At 73.3% G+C, this 15,460-nt stretch carries 15 protein-coding genes; 12 read left to right on the top strand and 3 right to left on the bottom strand.

Annotated features, from left to right (window positions below):
• Positions 1–22: 22 nt before the first annotated feature.
• The 10 genes from OG455_RS30405 to OG455_RS30360 all read left to right on the top strand — a co-directional run bounded on the left by OG455_RS30405 (position 23) and on the right by OG455_RS30360 (position 9,727).
• On the top strand, positions 23–1,747 hold the full coding sequence (locus tag OG455_RS30405) for a nitrite/sulfite reductase (protein WP_266299198.1): 1,725 nt from the start codon (positions 23–25) through the stop codon (positions 1,745–1,747).
• Positions 1,744–1,923, top strand: a complete 180-nt coding sequence (locus tag OG455_RS30400; RefSeq protein WP_266299196.1) for a hypothetical protein — start codon at positions 1,744–1,746, stop codon at positions 1,921–1,923. Before OG455_RS30405 ends, OG455_RS30400 begins: the two co-directional genes overlap by 4 nt.
• On the top strand, positions 1,907–2,605 hold the full coding sequence (locus tag OG455_RS30395) for a phosphoadenylyl-sulfate reductase (protein ID WP_266299194.1): 699 nt from the start codon (positions 1,907–1,909) through the stop codon (positions 2,603–2,605). Before OG455_RS30400 ends, OG455_RS30395 begins: the two co-directional genes overlap by 17 nt.
• Before the next feature lie 42 nt (positions 2,606–2,647).
• Positions 2,648–3,247, top strand: a complete 600-nt coding sequence (gene cysC, locus OG455_RS30390) for an adenylyl-sulfate kinase (protein ID WP_266299192.1) — start codon at positions 2,648–2,650, stop codon at positions 3,245–3,247.
• A gap of 17 nt (positions 3,248–3,264) precedes the next feature.
• Positions 3,265–4,197 carry a sulfate adenylyltransferase subunit CysD gene (cysD, locus tag OG455_RS30385; protein WP_266301013.1) on the top strand — a complete coding sequence of 311 codons (933 nt, stop codon included), beginning with the start codon at positions 3,265–3,267 and terminating at the stop codon, positions 4,195–4,197.
• Positions 4,198–4,199: 2 nt separating this feature from the next.
• Complete coding sequence (locus OG455_RS30380) at positions 4,200–5,546, top strand: sulfate adenylyltransferase subunit 1 (RefSeq protein WP_266299190.1); 1,347 nt, start codon at positions 4,200–4,202, stop codon at positions 5,544–5,546.
• 235 nt (positions 5,547–5,781) lie between these two features.
• Positions 5,782–6,933: an aliphatic sulfonate ABC transporter substrate-binding protein gene (locus OG455_RS30375; RefSeq protein ID WP_266299188.1), complete on the top strand. Its 1,152-nt coding sequence runs from the start codon at positions 5,782–5,784 to the stop codon at positions 6,931–6,933.
• A 233-nt stretch (positions 6,934–7,166) separates the two neighbouring features.
• The gene (locus OG455_RS30370) at positions 7,167–7,970 is read left to right on the top strand and encodes an ABC transporter ATP-binding protein (protein WP_266299186.1); all 804 of its coding nucleotides are present in this window, start codon (positions 7,167–7,169) and stop codon (positions 7,968–7,970) included.
• Positions 7,957–8,907 (top strand): ABC transporter permease, encoded by a 951-nt coding sequence (locus OG455_RS30365; protein ID WP_266299184.1) that lies wholly within the window; start codon positions 7,957–7,959, stop codon positions 8,905–8,907. Before OG455_RS30370 ends, OG455_RS30365 begins: the two co-directional genes overlap by 14 nt.
• Before the next feature lie 4 nt (positions 8,908–8,911).
• The gene (locus OG455_RS30360) at positions 8,912–9,727 is read left to right on the top strand and encodes a sirohydrochlorin chelatase (RefSeq protein ID WP_266299182.1); all 816 of its coding nucleotides are present in this window, start codon (positions 8,912–8,914) and stop codon (positions 9,725–9,727) included.
• Between the two features lie 36 nt (positions 9,728–9,763).
• Here the strand turns inward: OG455_RS30360 and OG455_RS30355 are convergent, their stop codons facing one another.
• On the bottom strand, positions 9,764–11,992 hold the full coding sequence (locus OG455_RS30355; protein WP_266299180.1) for a hypothetical protein: 2,229 nt from the start codon (positions 11,990–11,992) through the stop codon (positions 9,764–9,766).
• 137 nt (positions 11,993–12,129) lie between these two features.
• Between OG455_RS30355 and OG455_RS30350 the strand changes: the two genes are divergently transcribed.
• Positions 12,130–12,468 carry a hypothetical protein gene (locus OG455_RS30350; protein ID WP_266299178.1) on the top strand — a complete coding sequence of 113 codons (339 nt, stop codon included), beginning with the start codon at positions 12,130–12,132 and terminating at the stop codon, positions 12,466–12,468.
• Positions 12,469–12,493: 25 nt separating this feature from the next.
• Here the strand turns inward: OG455_RS30350 and OG455_RS30345 are convergent, their stop codons facing one another.
• Positions 12,494–13,306, bottom strand: a complete 813-nt coding sequence (locus OG455_RS30345; protein WP_266299175.1) for a barstar family protein — start codon at positions 13,304–13,306, stop codon at positions 12,494–12,496.
• Positions 13,307–13,463: 157 nt separating this feature from the next.
• Between OG455_RS30345 and OG455_RS30340 the strand changes: the two genes are divergently transcribed.
• Complete coding sequence (locus OG455_RS30340; RefSeq protein WP_266299173.1) at positions 13,464–14,378, top strand: GNAT family N-acetyltransferase; 915 nt, start codon at positions 13,464–13,466, stop codon at positions 14,376–14,378.
• Positions 14,379–14,469: 91 nt separating this feature from the next.
• On the opposite strand, the gene OG455_RS30335 is transcribed toward OG455_RS30340, so the two are convergent.
• On the bottom strand, positions 14,470–15,456 hold the full coding sequence (locus OG455_RS30335; RefSeq protein ID WP_266299171.1) for a hypothetical protein: 987 nt from the start codon (positions 15,454–15,456) through the stop codon (positions 14,470–14,472).
• Between the last annotated feature and the right edge of the window lie 4 nt (positions 15,457–15,460).

Genomic DNA, 15,460 nt, shown 5'->3' with positions numbered 1-15,460 from the left:
ACCTGCCCGAAGGACTTCTCACATGGCCACCACTCCCGACCCGGTCGAGCCCCAGCCCGCGAGCGCCGCCGCGCCGCGCCAGGGCACGGCCCGCAAGGTGACCCGCCACCGCGGTGAGGGCCAGTGGGGCATGGGGCACTTCACCCCGTTGAACCCCAACGAGCAGTTCAAGAAGGACGACGACGGTCTCAACGTGCGGACACGCATTGAGACGATCTACGCGCACCGCGGCTTCGACTCGATCGACCCGGCCGACCTGCGCGGCCGGATGCGCTGGTGGGGTCTCTACACCCAGCGCAAGGAGGGGATCGACGGCGGCAAGACCGCGATCCTGGACCCGCACGAGCTGGACGCCGAGTACTTCATGCTGCGGGTCCGGATCGACGGCGGCCGCCTGACGGTGGCCCAGCTGCGGGCCGTCGCCGAGGTCTCCCAGAGCTACGCGCGCGGCACCGCCGACCTGACCGACCGGCAGAACATCCAGTACCACTGGATCCGGATCGAGGACGTGCCCGCGATCTGGCAGAAGCTGGAGGCGGTGGGCCTGTCCACCACCGAGGCCTGCGGCGACACCCCGCGCGTCATCCTCGGCTCGCCGGTGGCCGGCATCGCCGAGGACGAGATCATCGACGGCACGCCCGCCATCGAGGAGATCCAGCGCCGCTTCATCGGCAACCCCGACTTCTCCAACCTGCCGCGCAAGTTCAAGTCGGCGGTCTCCGGCTCGCCGCTGCTGGACGTGGCGCACGAGATCAACGACATCGCCTTCGTCGGCGTGGTCCACCCCGAGCACGGGCCCGGCTTCGACCTGTGGGTCGGCGGCGGCCTGTCCACCAACCCCAAGCTGGGGGTGCGGCTGGGCGCCTGGGTGCCGCTGCACGAGGTCGCCGACGTCTACGGCGGCGTGATCGGCATCTTCCGCGACTACGGCTACCGCCGGCTGCGCAACCGCGCCCGGTTGAAGTTCCTGGTCGCCGACTGGGGCGTGGAGAAGTTCCGCCAGGTGCTGCAGGACGAGTACCTCAAGTACGAACTGATCGACGGCCCGGCGCCGCAGGAACCGGCCGGCACCTGGCGCGACCACGTCGGCGTCCACCGGCAGCGGGACGGCAGGTTCTACGTCGGCTTCGCGCCGCGGGTCGGCCGGGTGGACGGCGCGCTGCTCGGCAAGGTGGCCGAACTGGCCGCCGCGCACGGCTCGGACCGGCTGCGCACCACCGCCGAGCAGAAGATGCTGGTGCTGGACATCGCCCAGGACCAGGTCGAGTCGCTGGTGGCCGGCCTGGAGGCGCTGGACCTGCGGGTCACCCCGTCGCCGTTCCGCCGCGGCACCATGGCCTGCACCGGCCTGGAGTACTGCAAGCTCGCGATCGTCGAGACCAAGGAGCGCGGGCGCACCCTGATCGACGAACTCGAAGCGCGGCTGCCCGACTTCGCCGAGCCGCTGACCATCAACATCAACGGCTGCCCCAACTCCTGCGCCCGGATCCAGGTGGCGGACATCGGTCTCAAGGGCCAGCTGGTCACCGACGAGAACGGCGAGCAGGTCGAGGGCTTCCAGGTCCACCTGGGCGGCGCGCTCGGCCTCCAGGCCGGCTTCGGGCGCAAGGTGCGCGGCCTGAAGGTCACCAAGGACGGGCTGCCCGACTACGTGGAGCGCCTGCTCACCCGCTTCCAGGCCGAGCGCCAGGAGGGCGAGCGGTTCGCCCAGTGGACGGCGCGGGCCAGTGAGGAGCAGCTGTCGTGAGCGAGCGAGCCGCCCCGTTCTACTGCCCCTACTGCGGTGACGAGGACCTCCGTCCCTCGGAGACCGGCGGCCACGGCGCCTGGGAATGCGCCTCCTGCCGTCGCGCTTTCCAAGTGAAGTTCCTCGGCCTGCTGTCAGCTACGAATGGGGGAACCACAGATGAGCACAGCCACTGACCTTCAGGCGCTGGCCACGGCCGCGGCTCGGGACCTGGAGGAGGCCTCGGCGCAGGAGATCCTGCGCTGGGCCGCCGACGCCTTCGGCCGCAAGCTCTGCGTCACCTCCTCGATGGAGGACGCGGTCGTCGCCCACCTGGCGTCGACCGCGCTGCCCGGCATCGACGTGGTCTTCCTGGACACCGGCTACCACTTCCCGGAGACCATCGGCACCCGGGACGCGGTCGCCGCCACCCTGCCGGTCAACGTGATCACCCTGACCCCGCGGCAGACGGTCGCCGAGCAGGACGCCGAGTACGGGCCCCACCTGCACGACCGCGACCCGGACCTGTGCTGCTCGCTGCGCAAGGTCGAGCCGCTCAACCGCGGCCTGCTGGGCTACGACGCGTGGGCCACCGGCCTGCGCCGCGACGAGTCGCCGAGCCGGGCGAACACCCCGATCGTGGCCTGGGACGCCAAGCGCCGCAAGGTGAAGATCGCGCCGATCGCCCGCTGGACCCAGGACGACGTGGACGCCTACGTGCAGGCCAACGGGGTGCTGCTCAACCCGCTGCTCTGGGAGGGCTACACCTCGGTCGGCTGCTCGCCGCTCTCCTGCACCCGCAAGCCGGTCGAGGGCGAGGACGCCCGGGCCGGACGCTGGGCGGGCTCGGGCAAGACCGAGTGCGGCATCCACCTCTGATCCACCTTCGCGCCACCGTTCCCACCACTCAGGAGAGTTGACGTGACCTCAGCCACCACCACGGCTGCCGGAACCGCCGCAGAGGCGGCCGCCCCGGCCGCCCCCTGCGAGCGCGGCGCCACTGTGTGGCTGACCGGGCTGCCCAGTGCCGGCAAGACCACCCTGGCCTTCGCGCTGGCCGAGCGGCTGCGCGCCGAGGGCCACCGGGTCGAGGTGCTCGACGGCGACGAGATCCGCGAGTTCCTCTCCAAGGGGCTCGGCTTCAGCCGCGAGGACCGCCACACCAACGTCACCCGGATCGGCTTCGTCGCCGAGAAGCTGGCCTCCAACGGCGTCAAGGTGCTCGCCCCGGTGATCGCCCCCTTCGCCGACTCGCGCGCCGCGGTGCGCGAGCGGCACGCCGCCGAGGGCACCGCGTTCCTGGAGGTGCACGTGGCCACGCCGGTCGAACTCTGCTCGGAGCGCGACGTCAAGGGCCTGTACGCCAAGCAGGCGGCCGGGCAGCTCTCCGGCCTGACCGGGGTGGACGACCCGTACGAGGCGCCGCGCAGCCCCGAGCTGCGCATCCAGACCCAGGGGCGGACGGTTGCCGAGTCCGCCGCCGAGCTGCACGCCTTCCTGACCGAGAGGGGCCTCGCGTGACCACCGCGACCGACATCGTGACGCCGACCCAGGACCCGGGCGACGCCGACGGGCCCTACGCGCTCTCCCACCTCGACGCGCTCGAAGCGGAGTCGGTGCACATCTTCCGCGAGGTGGCGGGCGAGTTCGAGCGGCCGGTGATCCTCTTCTCCGGCGGCAAGGACTCGATCGTCATGCTGCACCTGGCGCTCAAGGCCTTCGCCCCGGCGCCGATCCCGTTCTCGCTGCTGCACGTGGACACCGGCCACAACTTCCCCGAGGTGATCGCCTACCGCGACCGCGCGGTGGCCCAGCACTCGCTGCGGCTGCACGTGGCGAGCGTGCAGGACTTCATCGACGACGGCCGGCTGCGCGAGCGCCCGGACGGCACCCGCAACCCGCTGCAGACCGTCCCGCTGCTGGACGCCATCGAGTCGAACAAGTTCGACGCGGTCTTCGGCGGCGGCCGCCGCGACGAGGAGAAGGCGCGCGCCAAGGAGCGGGTCTTCTCGCTGCGCGACGAGTTCGGCGCCTGGGACCCGCGCCGCCAGCGCCCCGAGCTGTGGTCGCTCTACAACGGCCGGCACGCGGTGGGCGAGCACGTGCGGGTCTTCCCGCTCTCCAACTGGACCGAGCTGGACGTCTGGCAGTACATCGAGCGGGAGGGCATCGAGCTCCCGGAGATCTACTACGCGCACGAGCGCGACGTCTTCGCCCGCGACGGCATGTGGCTGACCGCGGGCGACTGGGGCGGCCCCAAGGAGGGCGAGCAGGTCCAGCGCCGCCTGATCCGCTACCGCACGGTCGGCGACATGTCCTGCACCGGCGCCGTCGACTCCGACGCCGCGACCATCGCGGACGTGATCACCGAGATCGCCGCCAGCCGCCTCACCGAGCGCGGGGCCACCCGGGCCGACGACAAGCTCTCCGAGGCCGCCATGGAAGACCGCAAGCGCGAGGGGTACTTCTAAGCATGACCAGCACCACCGAGACCCAGACCCCCGGCGCCGGCGAGCTCAGCGCCACCTCGCTGCTGCGCTTCGCCACCGCCGGCTCGGTCGACGACGGCAAGTCGACGCTGGTCGGCCGCCTGCTGCACGACTCCAAGTCGGTGCTGGCCGACCAGTTGGAGGCCGTCGAGCACGCCTCGCGCAAGCGCGGCCAGGCCGCGCCCGACCTGGCGCTGCTCACCGACGGCCTGCGGGCCGAGCGCGAGCAGGGCATCACCATCGACGTGGCGTACCGCTACTTCGCCACGCCGCGGCGGCGGTTCATCCTGGCCGACACCCCCGGGCACGTGCAGTACACCCGCAACATGGTGACCGGCGCCTCCACCGCCGAGCTGGCCGTGGTGCTGGTCGACGCGCGCAACGGCGTGGTCGAGCAGACCCGCCGGCACGCCGCGGTCGCCGCGCTGCTGCGGGTGCCGCACGTGGTGCTGGCGGTCAACAAGATGGACCTGGTCGAGTACGCCGAGCCGGTCTTCGCCGCCATCGCCGAGGAGTTCACCGCCTACGCGGCCTCGCTCGGGGTGCACGACATCACGACCATCCCGATCTCCGCGCTGGCCGGCGACAACGTGGTGGAGCCCTCGGCGCAGATGGACTGGTACGGCGGGCCGACCCTGCTGGAGCACCTGGAGACGGTGCCGGTGGGCAGCGACCCGAGCCAGGAGCCGGCCCGGTTCCCGGTGCAGTACGTGATCCGGCCCCAGAGCGCGGAGAACCCCGACTACCGCGGCTACGCGGGCCAGTTGGCCTCCGGGGTGCTGCGCACCGGCGACCGGGTCACGGTGCTGCCCTCGGGCCGCACCACCACCGTCGCCGGGATCGACGCGCTCGGCACGGAGACCGACATCGCCTGGGCGCCGCAGTCGGTGACCGTCCGCCTCGCCGAGGACATCGACGTCTCGCGCGGCGACCTGATCGCCGCGGGCCCCGTCCCCGAGCCCACCAAGGACGTCGAGGCGACCGTCTGCCACCTGCACGAGCGCGCGCTGAGGCCCGGCGACAAGGTGCTGCTCAAGCACACCACCCGCACCGTGCGCGCGCTGGTGAAGTCGATCTCCTACCGGATCGACATCGACACGCTCGAACAGCGTGGCGACGCACAGGAGTTGAACGTCAACGAGATCGGACACGTGCTGCTGCGCACGGCCGAGCCGCTGGCGCTGGACAGCTACAGCGACAACCGCCGCACCGGGTCCTTCCTGCTGATCGACCCGGCCGACGGCACCACGCTGACCGCGGGCATGGCGGGCGAGTCCTTCGCCACCCGGGCCCCGGCGGCAGCGGCGAACGCAGAGGAGGGCTGGGTCTGATGTCAGGGGAGGCGTTCTCCGACATGGACAAGGAAGGCGGCCGCATCGGCAGCGGCGTCCGTGGCAGCGGCCAGGGCGGCATCGGCCGATGTGCGTGCGGACGGGGCCTTTGACGGCTCCGTCACCGGGACCAACGGCCGTCTCCCCCGCTCCTCGGACCGGACGGCACCCGGCGTGCCAGGGCAACACCCCACGCACCACCCTTCCTTGACCGTTCCAGCAGAGGACACCTCCGATGGCTCCCACCCAGTCGATAACCCATAGCCGTCCCCGCCCGAACGCCGGCCGCGCCAGACGCGTCGCGCTGACCGCCGTGGCCGCACTGACCGCGGCCGGCCTGCTCAGCGCCTGCTCCTACGGTTCGAAGTCCGACAAGAGCAGCACCGCCAAGGCGCCGGTGGCCTCCAACGCCCCGAAGCTCACCGCCGACACCGTCAAGATCGGCTACTTCGCCAACCTGACCCACGGCACCGCGCTGGTCGGCCTGCAGGACGGGCTGTTCCAGAAGGAGCTGGGCGCCACCCAGATCAAGACCCAGGTCTTCAACGCCGGCCCGGCCGAGATCGAGGCGCTGAACTCGGGCTCGATCGACATCGGCTGGATCGGCCCCTCCCCCTCGATCAACGGCTTCACCCAGTCGAAGGGCCAGTCGCTGAAGATCATCAGCGGTTCGGCCTCCGGTGGCGTCGAGCTGGTGGTCAACCCCAGCAAGATCACCTCGTTGGACGACCTCAAGGGCAAGAAGATCGCCACCCCGCAGCTGGGCAACACCCAGGACGTGGCGCTGCTCAACTACCTGGCGGGCAAGGGCTTCAAGGAGGACCCGCAGTCGGGCGCCGGCGACGTCAGCGTGGTGCGCACCGACAACAAGGTCACCCCGGACGCCTACTCCTCCGGCTCGATCGACGGCGCCTGGGTGCCGGAGCCGACGGCCTCGCAGCTGGTCTCCAAGGGCGCCAAGGTGCTGCTCAACGAGAAGGACATCTGGCCGAACCAGCAGTTCGTCAGCACCAACGTGATCGTCTCGCAGAGCTTCCTCAAGGCCCACCCGGACGTGGTGGAGGCGGTGCTGCGCGGCTCGGTGGCCGCCAACGCGTTCATCAAGGCCAACCCGACCCAGGCCGAGCAGGACGCCAACGCCGCGATCAAGGCGGCCGGCGGCAGCGCGCTGGCGCCGGGCATCCTCGACACGGCGTGGAAGAACATCGACTTCATCAACGACCCGCTGGCCAGCACCCTGCAGTCCGAGGCCGACCACGCGGTCACCGCCGGCCTGCTGAAGAAGCCGACCCTCACCGGGATCTACGACCTCGACCCGCTCAACAAGGTGCTCAAGGCCGCGGGCCAGCCCGCGGTCAGCGACGCCGGCCTCGGCAGCGGCTCCTGACGGTCCATCAGGCACCAGGCACTTGGACGCCCTGAGTCCCCCTCAGGTCGCCCGGGTCCCCGAGGCCGCCCCTGACTCCGGGGTCCGCCCCCGCCCGGTCCCGGTCGATGCCCAATCACAGGGACCGGGCGGGGGTGGACCCCGGCCCCCGTCCTCTCCGCTCGCCACCCGTCTCCTCCCCTCGCCACCCGCCTGCCACACGCTCGCCACACTCACGCCAGGAGGTGCCCGCTATGAGCCAGGCACTGACCACCCCGAACGACGCTTCCGCCGTCGCGGCCCGGGCCGAGCAGCCCGCCGTCCGGATCGCCGGCGTGCACAAGTCCTTCGGTCGTCCCGGCAGCGCCACGCCGGTGCTGGACGACATCACCCTCGACGTCGCCCCGGGCGAGTTCCTCTGCCTGCTGGGCGCCTCCGGCTGCGGCAAGTCCACCCTGCTCAACCTGGTCGCCGGCCTGGACGAGCCGACCGCGGGCAGCATCGAGGTGCCCGGCGGTCGCCCGGCCCTGATGTTCCAGGAGCACGCGCTCTTCCCCTGGCTGACCGCCGGCAAGAACATCGAACTCGCGCTGCGCCTCAACGGCGTGCCGCGCGCCGAGCGCCGCACCGAGGCCGAGCGACTGCTCGGCCTGGTCCGCCTCGGCGGCTCCTACGGCAAGCGGGTGCACGAGCTCTCCGGCGGCATGCGCCAGCGCGTCGCGCTGGCCCGCGCGCTCGCCCAGGGCAGCAGCGTGCTGCTGATGGACGAGCCCTTCGCCGCGCTCGACGCGATCACCCGCGACGTGCTGCACGAGGAGATCACCCGGATCTGGCAGGAGCGCGAGCTCACCGTCCTGTTCGTCACCCACAACGTGCGCGAGGCGGTGCGGCTGGCCCAGCGGGTCGTGCTGCTCTCCTCGCGGCCCGGCCGGGTGGCCCGCGAGTGGCAGGTCGACCTGCCGCAGCCGCGCCGCATCGAGTCCGCCGCCGTCGCGGACCTGTCCGTCGAGATCACCGAGCACCTGCGTGGGGAGATCCGCCGCCATGGCCAGCACTGAGACCACCCCCGCCATCGAGCCCGCCGTCGAGCCCGCTGGCTCGGCCGCGGCCGAAGCACCTCCCGGGCGCGAGCCCGCGCACGACCTGGCCGGTGTCGAGGCCGGCCTGGACGCGCTGGACGCCGTCCAGCTCCACCGCGCCTCCCCCGCCCAGCTGCTGCGCGACAAGGTGCTGCCGCCGGTGCTCGGCGTGCTGCTGGTGCTCGGCGTCTGGCAGCTGCTCTTCAGCCTGCACGTCACCCCCGAGTACAAGCTGCCCAGCCCGGTGGACGTCTGGCACAGCCTGACCGACCTCTGGGACCAGGGCACGCTCTTCTCGATCATCTGGACCAGCGTCTGGCGCGGCATCACCGGCTTCGCCGCCGCCGTGGTGATCGGCACCCCGATCGGCCTGCTGGTCGCCCGGGTCAAGTTCGCCCGCGCGGCACTGGGCCCGGTGCTCTCCGGCCTGCAGTCGCTGCCCTCGGTGGCCTGGGTGCCGGCCGCCGTCATCTGGCTGGGCATCGACGACCAGGCGATGTACGCCGTGATCCTGCTCGGCGCCATCCCCTCCATCGCCAACGGTCTGGTCTCCGGCGTCGACCAGGTGCCACCGCTCTTCCTGCGGGCCGGGCGCACCCTGGGCGCGCGCGGCTTCAGCGGCGCCCGGCACATCCTGCTGCCCGCCGCGCTGCCCGGCTACCTGGCCGGCCTCAAGCAGGGCTGGGCCTTCTCCTGGCGCTCGCTGATGGCCGCCGAGCTGATCGCCTCCTCACCCGACCTGGGCCTGGGCCTGGGCCGCTACCTGGAGAACCAGCGCGACGCCTCCGACATGTCCGGCGTGCTGCTCGGCATCATCCTGATCCTGACCGTCGGTGTCGCCATCGACCTGCTGATCTTCAGCCCGATCGAGCGCCGCGTGCTGCGCAGCCGGGGCCTGCTGCAGACGGGACGATGACACCATGCGCACCTCCCCCACCCTGCTGCTGATCGCCCACGGCAGCCGCGACCCGCGGCACGCCGCCACGGTCGAGGCCCTGGTGCGGGAGGTGCGCGCCCAGCGGCCCGGCCTCGACGTCGCCACCGCCTACCTGGACCACTGCGCGCCGCGCATCCCCCAGGTGGTGCGGCGGCTGGCCGGCGAACCGGCCGTGGCCGTGCCGCTGCTGCTGAACCGCGCCTTCCACGCCAAGCACGACATCCCCGCCGCCCTGCGCTCGGCGGGTGCCGGCCTGCCGGTCGCGGACGTGCTCGGCCCCGACCCGCTGCTGCTCACCGCCCTGGAGCGCCGCCTGGCCGAAGCCGGTCTGGCCACCGCCTCCCCCGCCACCCGCGCCCGCACCGGCGTGGTGCTCGCGGCGGCCGGCTCCTCCGATCCCGCCGCCGACGCCGCCACCCGCGCGCTGGCCGCCGCCTGGCAGCGCCGCCGCGGCTGGGGCGCGGTCACCGTCGCCTACGCCTCGGCGGGCGGGCCGCAGGTGCCGGAGGCGCTCGCGGAACTCCGCGCGGCGGGCGTGCGGCGCACGGCGGTGGCCCCGTACCTGCTCGCGCCCGGCCTGCTCCCGGACCGGATCGCCGACGCCGCCGAGGCCGCCGGGGCCGATCTGCTCGCCCCGGTGCTCGGCGCGGCGCCCGAGATCGCCCGGCTGCTGCTGCGCCGCTACGCGGTGGCGGCGGCAACCGCGACGGGCGGGGCGGACGGGGCGGACGGGGCGGACGCGGACGGGGCGATACCGGGCGCCGCGGCCCGCCGCCAGGTGGCGTCCAGCGCCGCGTGAGCGTCCTACCGGCCCGTCCGGTCAGCTGAACCAGACTCAGCTGAACCAGACGGTGACGCCGGCCAGTTGGCTGGTCGCGTACCCGGTGCCCGGGTTCGCCGTGCCGGCCACCCAGGACGAGCCGCCCCCGCCGCCGCCCTGGGACTGGCAGCCGCCGCCCCAGTCGTTGCCGCCCCAGCCGCCCACGAAGCCGGCGCCGCCGCCGGAGTCGCCGTCGTGCACCCAGCCGCCGCCCCCGTTCGGGGATCCGTTGTTCCCGGCCGAGCCGTTGTCGGCGCCACCGGTGCCACCCGGGTTCCCGGCGGCCACCCCGTTGGCACCGCTGGGCCCCGAGCCGGTCGCACCGGGGTCGGCGGTCAGCGAGGTGGCCGGTCCGCCGCCGTCACCGCCGCGCCATCCCCAGTACCCCGCGCAGGTGCCCCCACCGCCACCGCCGCCACCGCCGGCGACCACCAGGGGCGTGCCGCCACCGGCCGCGCAGGTGGCGGCCGCGCAGACGGCCGAGGAACCGCCGCCCGTCCCGCCGCCGGACATGCTGGACCCACCGGTCGACCAGCCGGCCCCGCCGCCGTTCGTGCTGGAGGTGCACCCGCTGACCGCCGAGATCGTCTGACCCGGCGTCACCCCGAACGTCGCCAGGACCGCGCCGCCGGCCCCGCCGGGGTTTCCACCGCCGCCGTTGACACCCCAGCCGGTCTGCCCCGGCGCGCCCGCCACCAGCACCCGCGCGGTGTGGTCACCGGCGGGCACCGTGACGGCCGACGAGGTGCCGCAGCCGGCCGGCTGCCAGCCCGCCGGGCCGCTGACGTCGACGATCGCGGCGCCGTGCGCGGGCACGGTGACCGTCCGGTCGGCGGCGCCCAGCGGTCCGGCCTGCAGGCCCGCATTGCCCAGGACGTCGGTCACCGTGCCGCCGCCGCTCAGCGCGAGGGCGGGCAGGTAGCTCCCCAGGTCGTAGGTCGCCGCCGTGCCCGAGGTGTTGAAGAAGGCCACGTCACTCTCGCCGCCGCTGACGGCCTTGCGCCACACCTGCAGCCCGTTCTGGTCGTACACGCGGGTCGCGGCGGCGCCTGCCTGGTCCACCCGGATCAGCCCGGGGTTCTTCAGCATCGCCAGGTCACCGGCGTCCAGGTGGGTCAGGTCGGCGCCGATCATCAGCGGCGAGGAGGCCATCGCCCACAGGGCCAGCATCGACCCCCGCTCGTCCACCGTGATGCCGTCGCTGCTCCCGTTGCCGACCTCGATGGAGTCCAGGTCGTTCCAGTGGCCGCCGCCACCCCAGGAGGCCCAGGCCGCGGCGTCGTCGAAGCGGCTCGACACGTTCGACCACGAGGTCAGCGGGTAGACGGCGTTGCCCTGGTAGGAGTTGACGTCGCCGTCGATCCGCCAGGTGTTCGCGTCCTGCGCGGCCGTCGACGCGATGCCGATGCCCACTCCGCCGCCGTTCGACAGGGTCAGGCTGATCGGCCGCGGCGCCTGCCGCAGGGCGCCGCTCCAGGCCGCGATGTCGGCGGTGTCGTTGGAGCCCACCCCGTCGAGCTTCAGGTGGTCCACGCCCCAGGAGGCCAGCAGGTCCGCCCACCCGTTGACGTAGGCCTGGCCGGCGCCGGGCGCGGCCGGGGTGTCGTAGTCGATGTAGTCCATGCCGCTGTTGCCGCCCGGCCGGCCGCCGGTGGTCGTCGCGCAGTTGTAGTTGGTCTCGTCCTGCCCGGTGGTGGCGGACTGCTTGATCTGGTCCGTGCTGTAGCCGGTGCCGGCGATCGGCTTCCCGTCACCGGACCAGGGCAGGCCCGGCGTCAGGTAGATGCCCAGCTGCAGGCCCAGTTTGTGGACGTAGTCGGCCACCGGCTTGATCCCGCCGGGGAAGGCGGCGCTGGGCGTCCAGTACCCGTTCGCGTCCGTGTCGTACGTGTCGTGCCCGAGCGCCGCGCTGTAGGTGCCGCAGGACATCCAGAAGTCGTCGATGCTGACCATGGTGTAGCCCGACGCGCTCAGCCCGCTGCTGACCAGGTAGTCGGCCTCGGCCTCGATGTTCGCGGCGCTGGGGTTCTTCCGCACGTAGTCCCAACTGCTCCACCCCATCGGCGGCGTGGGCGTCAGCCCCACCGCCCCTGCGGACAGAGCGCGCGCGGCCCGCACCGGCGCCGGCCCCGCGGCGACCACCCCGGAGAGCGAACCCGCCACCACCACCGCCACCAGCGCGGCCCGCCCCAGCGGCGGCCGCGAGCCCCCGCGCAGTGCGTGTCCGAACCGAAAGAGACCCATCGACCCACCCATCCCGTGCGAACCAATCGGAACCGCACATAATCAAACAAGTAGCCAAGTAAACGCACCACCTCCACCTCGGCGTCAAGAGTCGTGCAGGCATGCTCCGCCCGGGCCGTGAGGGGGAGAATGCCGCTGTGCGTGATCGGGTCGAGCTCGTTCCCCGCCCCTCGAAGAGCCCCGCGGCGCTCAAGGCCGCGCTCGCCGTTGTCGCGGCGGACCGCCTGCCGGAGCCGGCGGACGGGCAGACCAGGGCCATGGCGGAAGCGATCGAGGCGGGCAGCGTCAACCCGATCCGCGCCTTCGTCGCCCACTGGGCCACCATCGTGGAGATCGAACGGCGTCCGGAGACCGCCAAGGCGTACCACCGGGCCGACTACCTCGCCAACCACGCCGGCACCGTCGGGGAGTGCCGCGAACACGCCATCCAGGTCGCGGAGTTGTACCGCGGCGCCTACGCGGCGGTGAACGGGTGAGCCGGAGTCGGGCCGCCCGCCCCGCTCAGCGCAGCGTCAGGGTGCTGCCGCGCTCCGCGAAGATCTCCAGCACGGTCGCGAGGAACGGCGCGGGCAGGTGCTCGCGTCCGGACTTGCTGTGCCGCCACTCCACGGTGAGCGGGGGCAGCGCGCCCCAGCGGCCGGAGAGGCAGTCGTCGAGGGCGTCCAGGTTCCAACCGAAGTAGCCGCCGGGGCCGTTCACCGCCTCGCCGAGGGCGCAGTAGAAGCTGTCCTCGTCCACGACGTGGCGGCCGTCCAGCTGGTAGGTCGTCCCGCCCGGCTGATCGGGCAGCTCGCGGTAGGCATGGTGGAAGAGCGCGACGGAGAGCCAGCCGCGCCGGCCGGCGGGGCCGAGTGAGCGCCACAGGCCAGGCCGGTCCAGGGTGCCGGTGCGGCGCAGCTCCCACGGCCACCCGGCGTGCGGCAGCGCGTTGGCGCACCACAGGCGCACGGTGAGGTCGAGCAGCTCGGCCGGCCCGTCCCCGCCGGCGGCCGTGCCGCCCCTCGTGCCGCCGGCCGGCCGCACCGCCTCCACCGTCACGCTGTTGACGAAGTATTCGCCCATCACCGCGCCGCCCGCGTCCAGCAGCAGCACGTTGGCGTTGCCCGCCGGTGCCCGCCCGGTGCCGATCCGCTCGGTACCGATCCGCTCGGCGGCCGCCCGCAGGCCGCCCCGCGGCGCGCAGCCGAGCAGGCGCACCCGGCGGGAGCCGTCCCGCAGGGGCGTGAAGAGGCCGGTGGTCGCGGTGGCGCGGCCCCAGAAGTCGTCCTCGTCCTCGTCACTGGTCAGCGTGCAGCCGGGCCCGACCTCGCTCATGCCACTCCCCCGTACCGGGACGCCGGCCCACCGACCCGCCACCGTGGCGCCCGCGCCGCCGTACCGCCCCACCAGCCGAATCCCCTGATCCTAGGGCCCACCCGCGCTGCCCGGCGAACCAGTGACAACAGCGACCGCCCTCACTAAGGTTCGTGCGATGACCCTTCAGATCCGTGACTTCACCGCGGCCGACGCCGCCGCGGCCGCCGCCTGCTACCAGGCCGGACGGCCCTACCTGATGACCACGGCGGAGGTGGTGGCCTGGCAGGTGAAGATCGTGCCGGCCGACCTGCGCTACCGGCTGCTGCTGGCCGAACTGGACGGTGTGGTGGTGGGCTCGGCCCGGTGCAGCCTGATCCCCAACGCCGGCACCCCGAACCAGGCCGAGCTGAACGTCTCGGTGCTGCCCGAGTACCGGGGCAAGGGCGCGGGCGGCGCGCTGCTGGCGGCGGGCGAGGAGTACCTGCGCGGGCTGGGCGCCACCCACCTGCACGGCTGGGGCGACGAGGACGAGGCCTCCCTCGCCGTCACCGGGCGCTACGGCTACCGGGCCGGCCGGGCCTCGCAGATCGCGCGGCTCGACCTGACCGGTGAGCTGCCGCCGGTGCCCGCCCTGCCGCCGGGCGTCCAACTGCGCACCGGGGCCGACTACCTGGACGACCCCCGCCCGATCTACCTGCTCGACGAGGAGGGCCTGCTCGACGAGCCGGGCGACCTGGAGCTGGACACGCTCGACTACGGGGTCTGGTACGACATGACCTGGTCCCGCCCCGACCAGCAGCGGGAGTTGACCATCGTGGTGCTGGCCGACGGCGAGCCGGCCGCGCTCACCACCGTGCAGAGCGACGGTGGCACCCGCTACTGGTCGGCGGGCACCTCCACCCGTCCCCGGTACCGCGGGCGCGGCCTGGCCAAGTTGGCCAAGCTGGCCTCGCTGCACCGGGCCAAGGCGGCCGGGTTGACCGAGGCGTTCACCAACAACGACGCCGAGAACCTCCCGATGCTGGCCGTCAACAACCGCCTCGGCTACACCCCGTACGCCCGGCAGTTCCGGCTGACCAAGGAACTCTGAGGCGGGCCCGACCCCGAGCGCCCGACCCGCCCCATGCCCGACCCGACCCATGCCCGAGCCGCCTCACACCGGGCGCCTCACACCGGGCGCCTCACACCCGGCGCAGCGTGAACGCGTCGCTGGTCGTCCCGGTGGCGAACAGCGGGCCCAGCTCCCCCGACAGCGTGAAGACCGCGCCGCCCGGGCCCCGGGTCACCCCGGTCGGGCCCGGGTCGGCCGACGGGCGGACCACGACCGAGGCCGTGTGCCACCCGTCACCCGAGCGCAGCCGCACCACCTGGTCCGCGCCACCGCCGCCCAGGGTGTTGGTGACGCCCTCGATCTGGCCGCGCCCGTCCGCCACCAGGCCGTCCAGGCCGGTCAGCCGGGGGTCGGAGACCACCTCGCGCACGTCGGTGGGGTGGTTCACCGGCACCTCCCAGACGGAACCGGTGGCGTAGTTGCCCAGCACCAGGCGACCGCCGGTCAGCACGATGCCGTTCAGACCGAACTGGCCCTGCGGCGCGGCCAGTCGGTCATCCCGGACGAAGACCGAGGCGTGCCCGTCGGCGGTCACCCGGTAGACGATCGGCGCGAACGAGTCGGTCACGTACGCCGTGCCGTCCTGGTCGAAGACGACGTCGTTGGCGAAGTGCGGGCCGCCGTCAGCGGCCACCGCCGCCAGGTCGACGTACCACAGCCGCTTGCCGGTCCGCAGGTCGTAACTCCCCAGCCCGGCCAGCTGCTTCACCGTGGCCGGGCCGCTGCGCACACCCACGCCGGGGTCGGCGTCGCAGACCAGCACCCGGTTGCGGGCGTCGTCCACCTTGATGCCGGTCACCGAGACCAGCACCGACGGGTCGTCGACCAGCGTGTGCGCCACGCCGTCGGGCCCCACCGTGCTCACCGTGCCGTGCCGCAGCCCGCTGACCACGAAGCGGTGGTGCGCCGCGTCCCAACTCACACTCTCGGGGTGCACGCCGGCACCCGAACCGCGCACCACCACCGGGGTGGCGGCCTCGGCCATCGGAGCCGCCGCGACGGCGGCCGTCGCTGCGGCGGCCAGCAGGGCGGCCAGAACCATTCGACGGGCAGTCATTGTT

Source organism: Kitasatospora sp. NBC_01287, assembly GCF_026340565.1.
GTDB lineage: Bacteria > Actinomycetota > Actinomycetes > Streptomycetales > Streptomycetaceae > Kitasatospora.
This window is presented reverse-complemented; position numbering and strand designations above follow the sequence as displayed.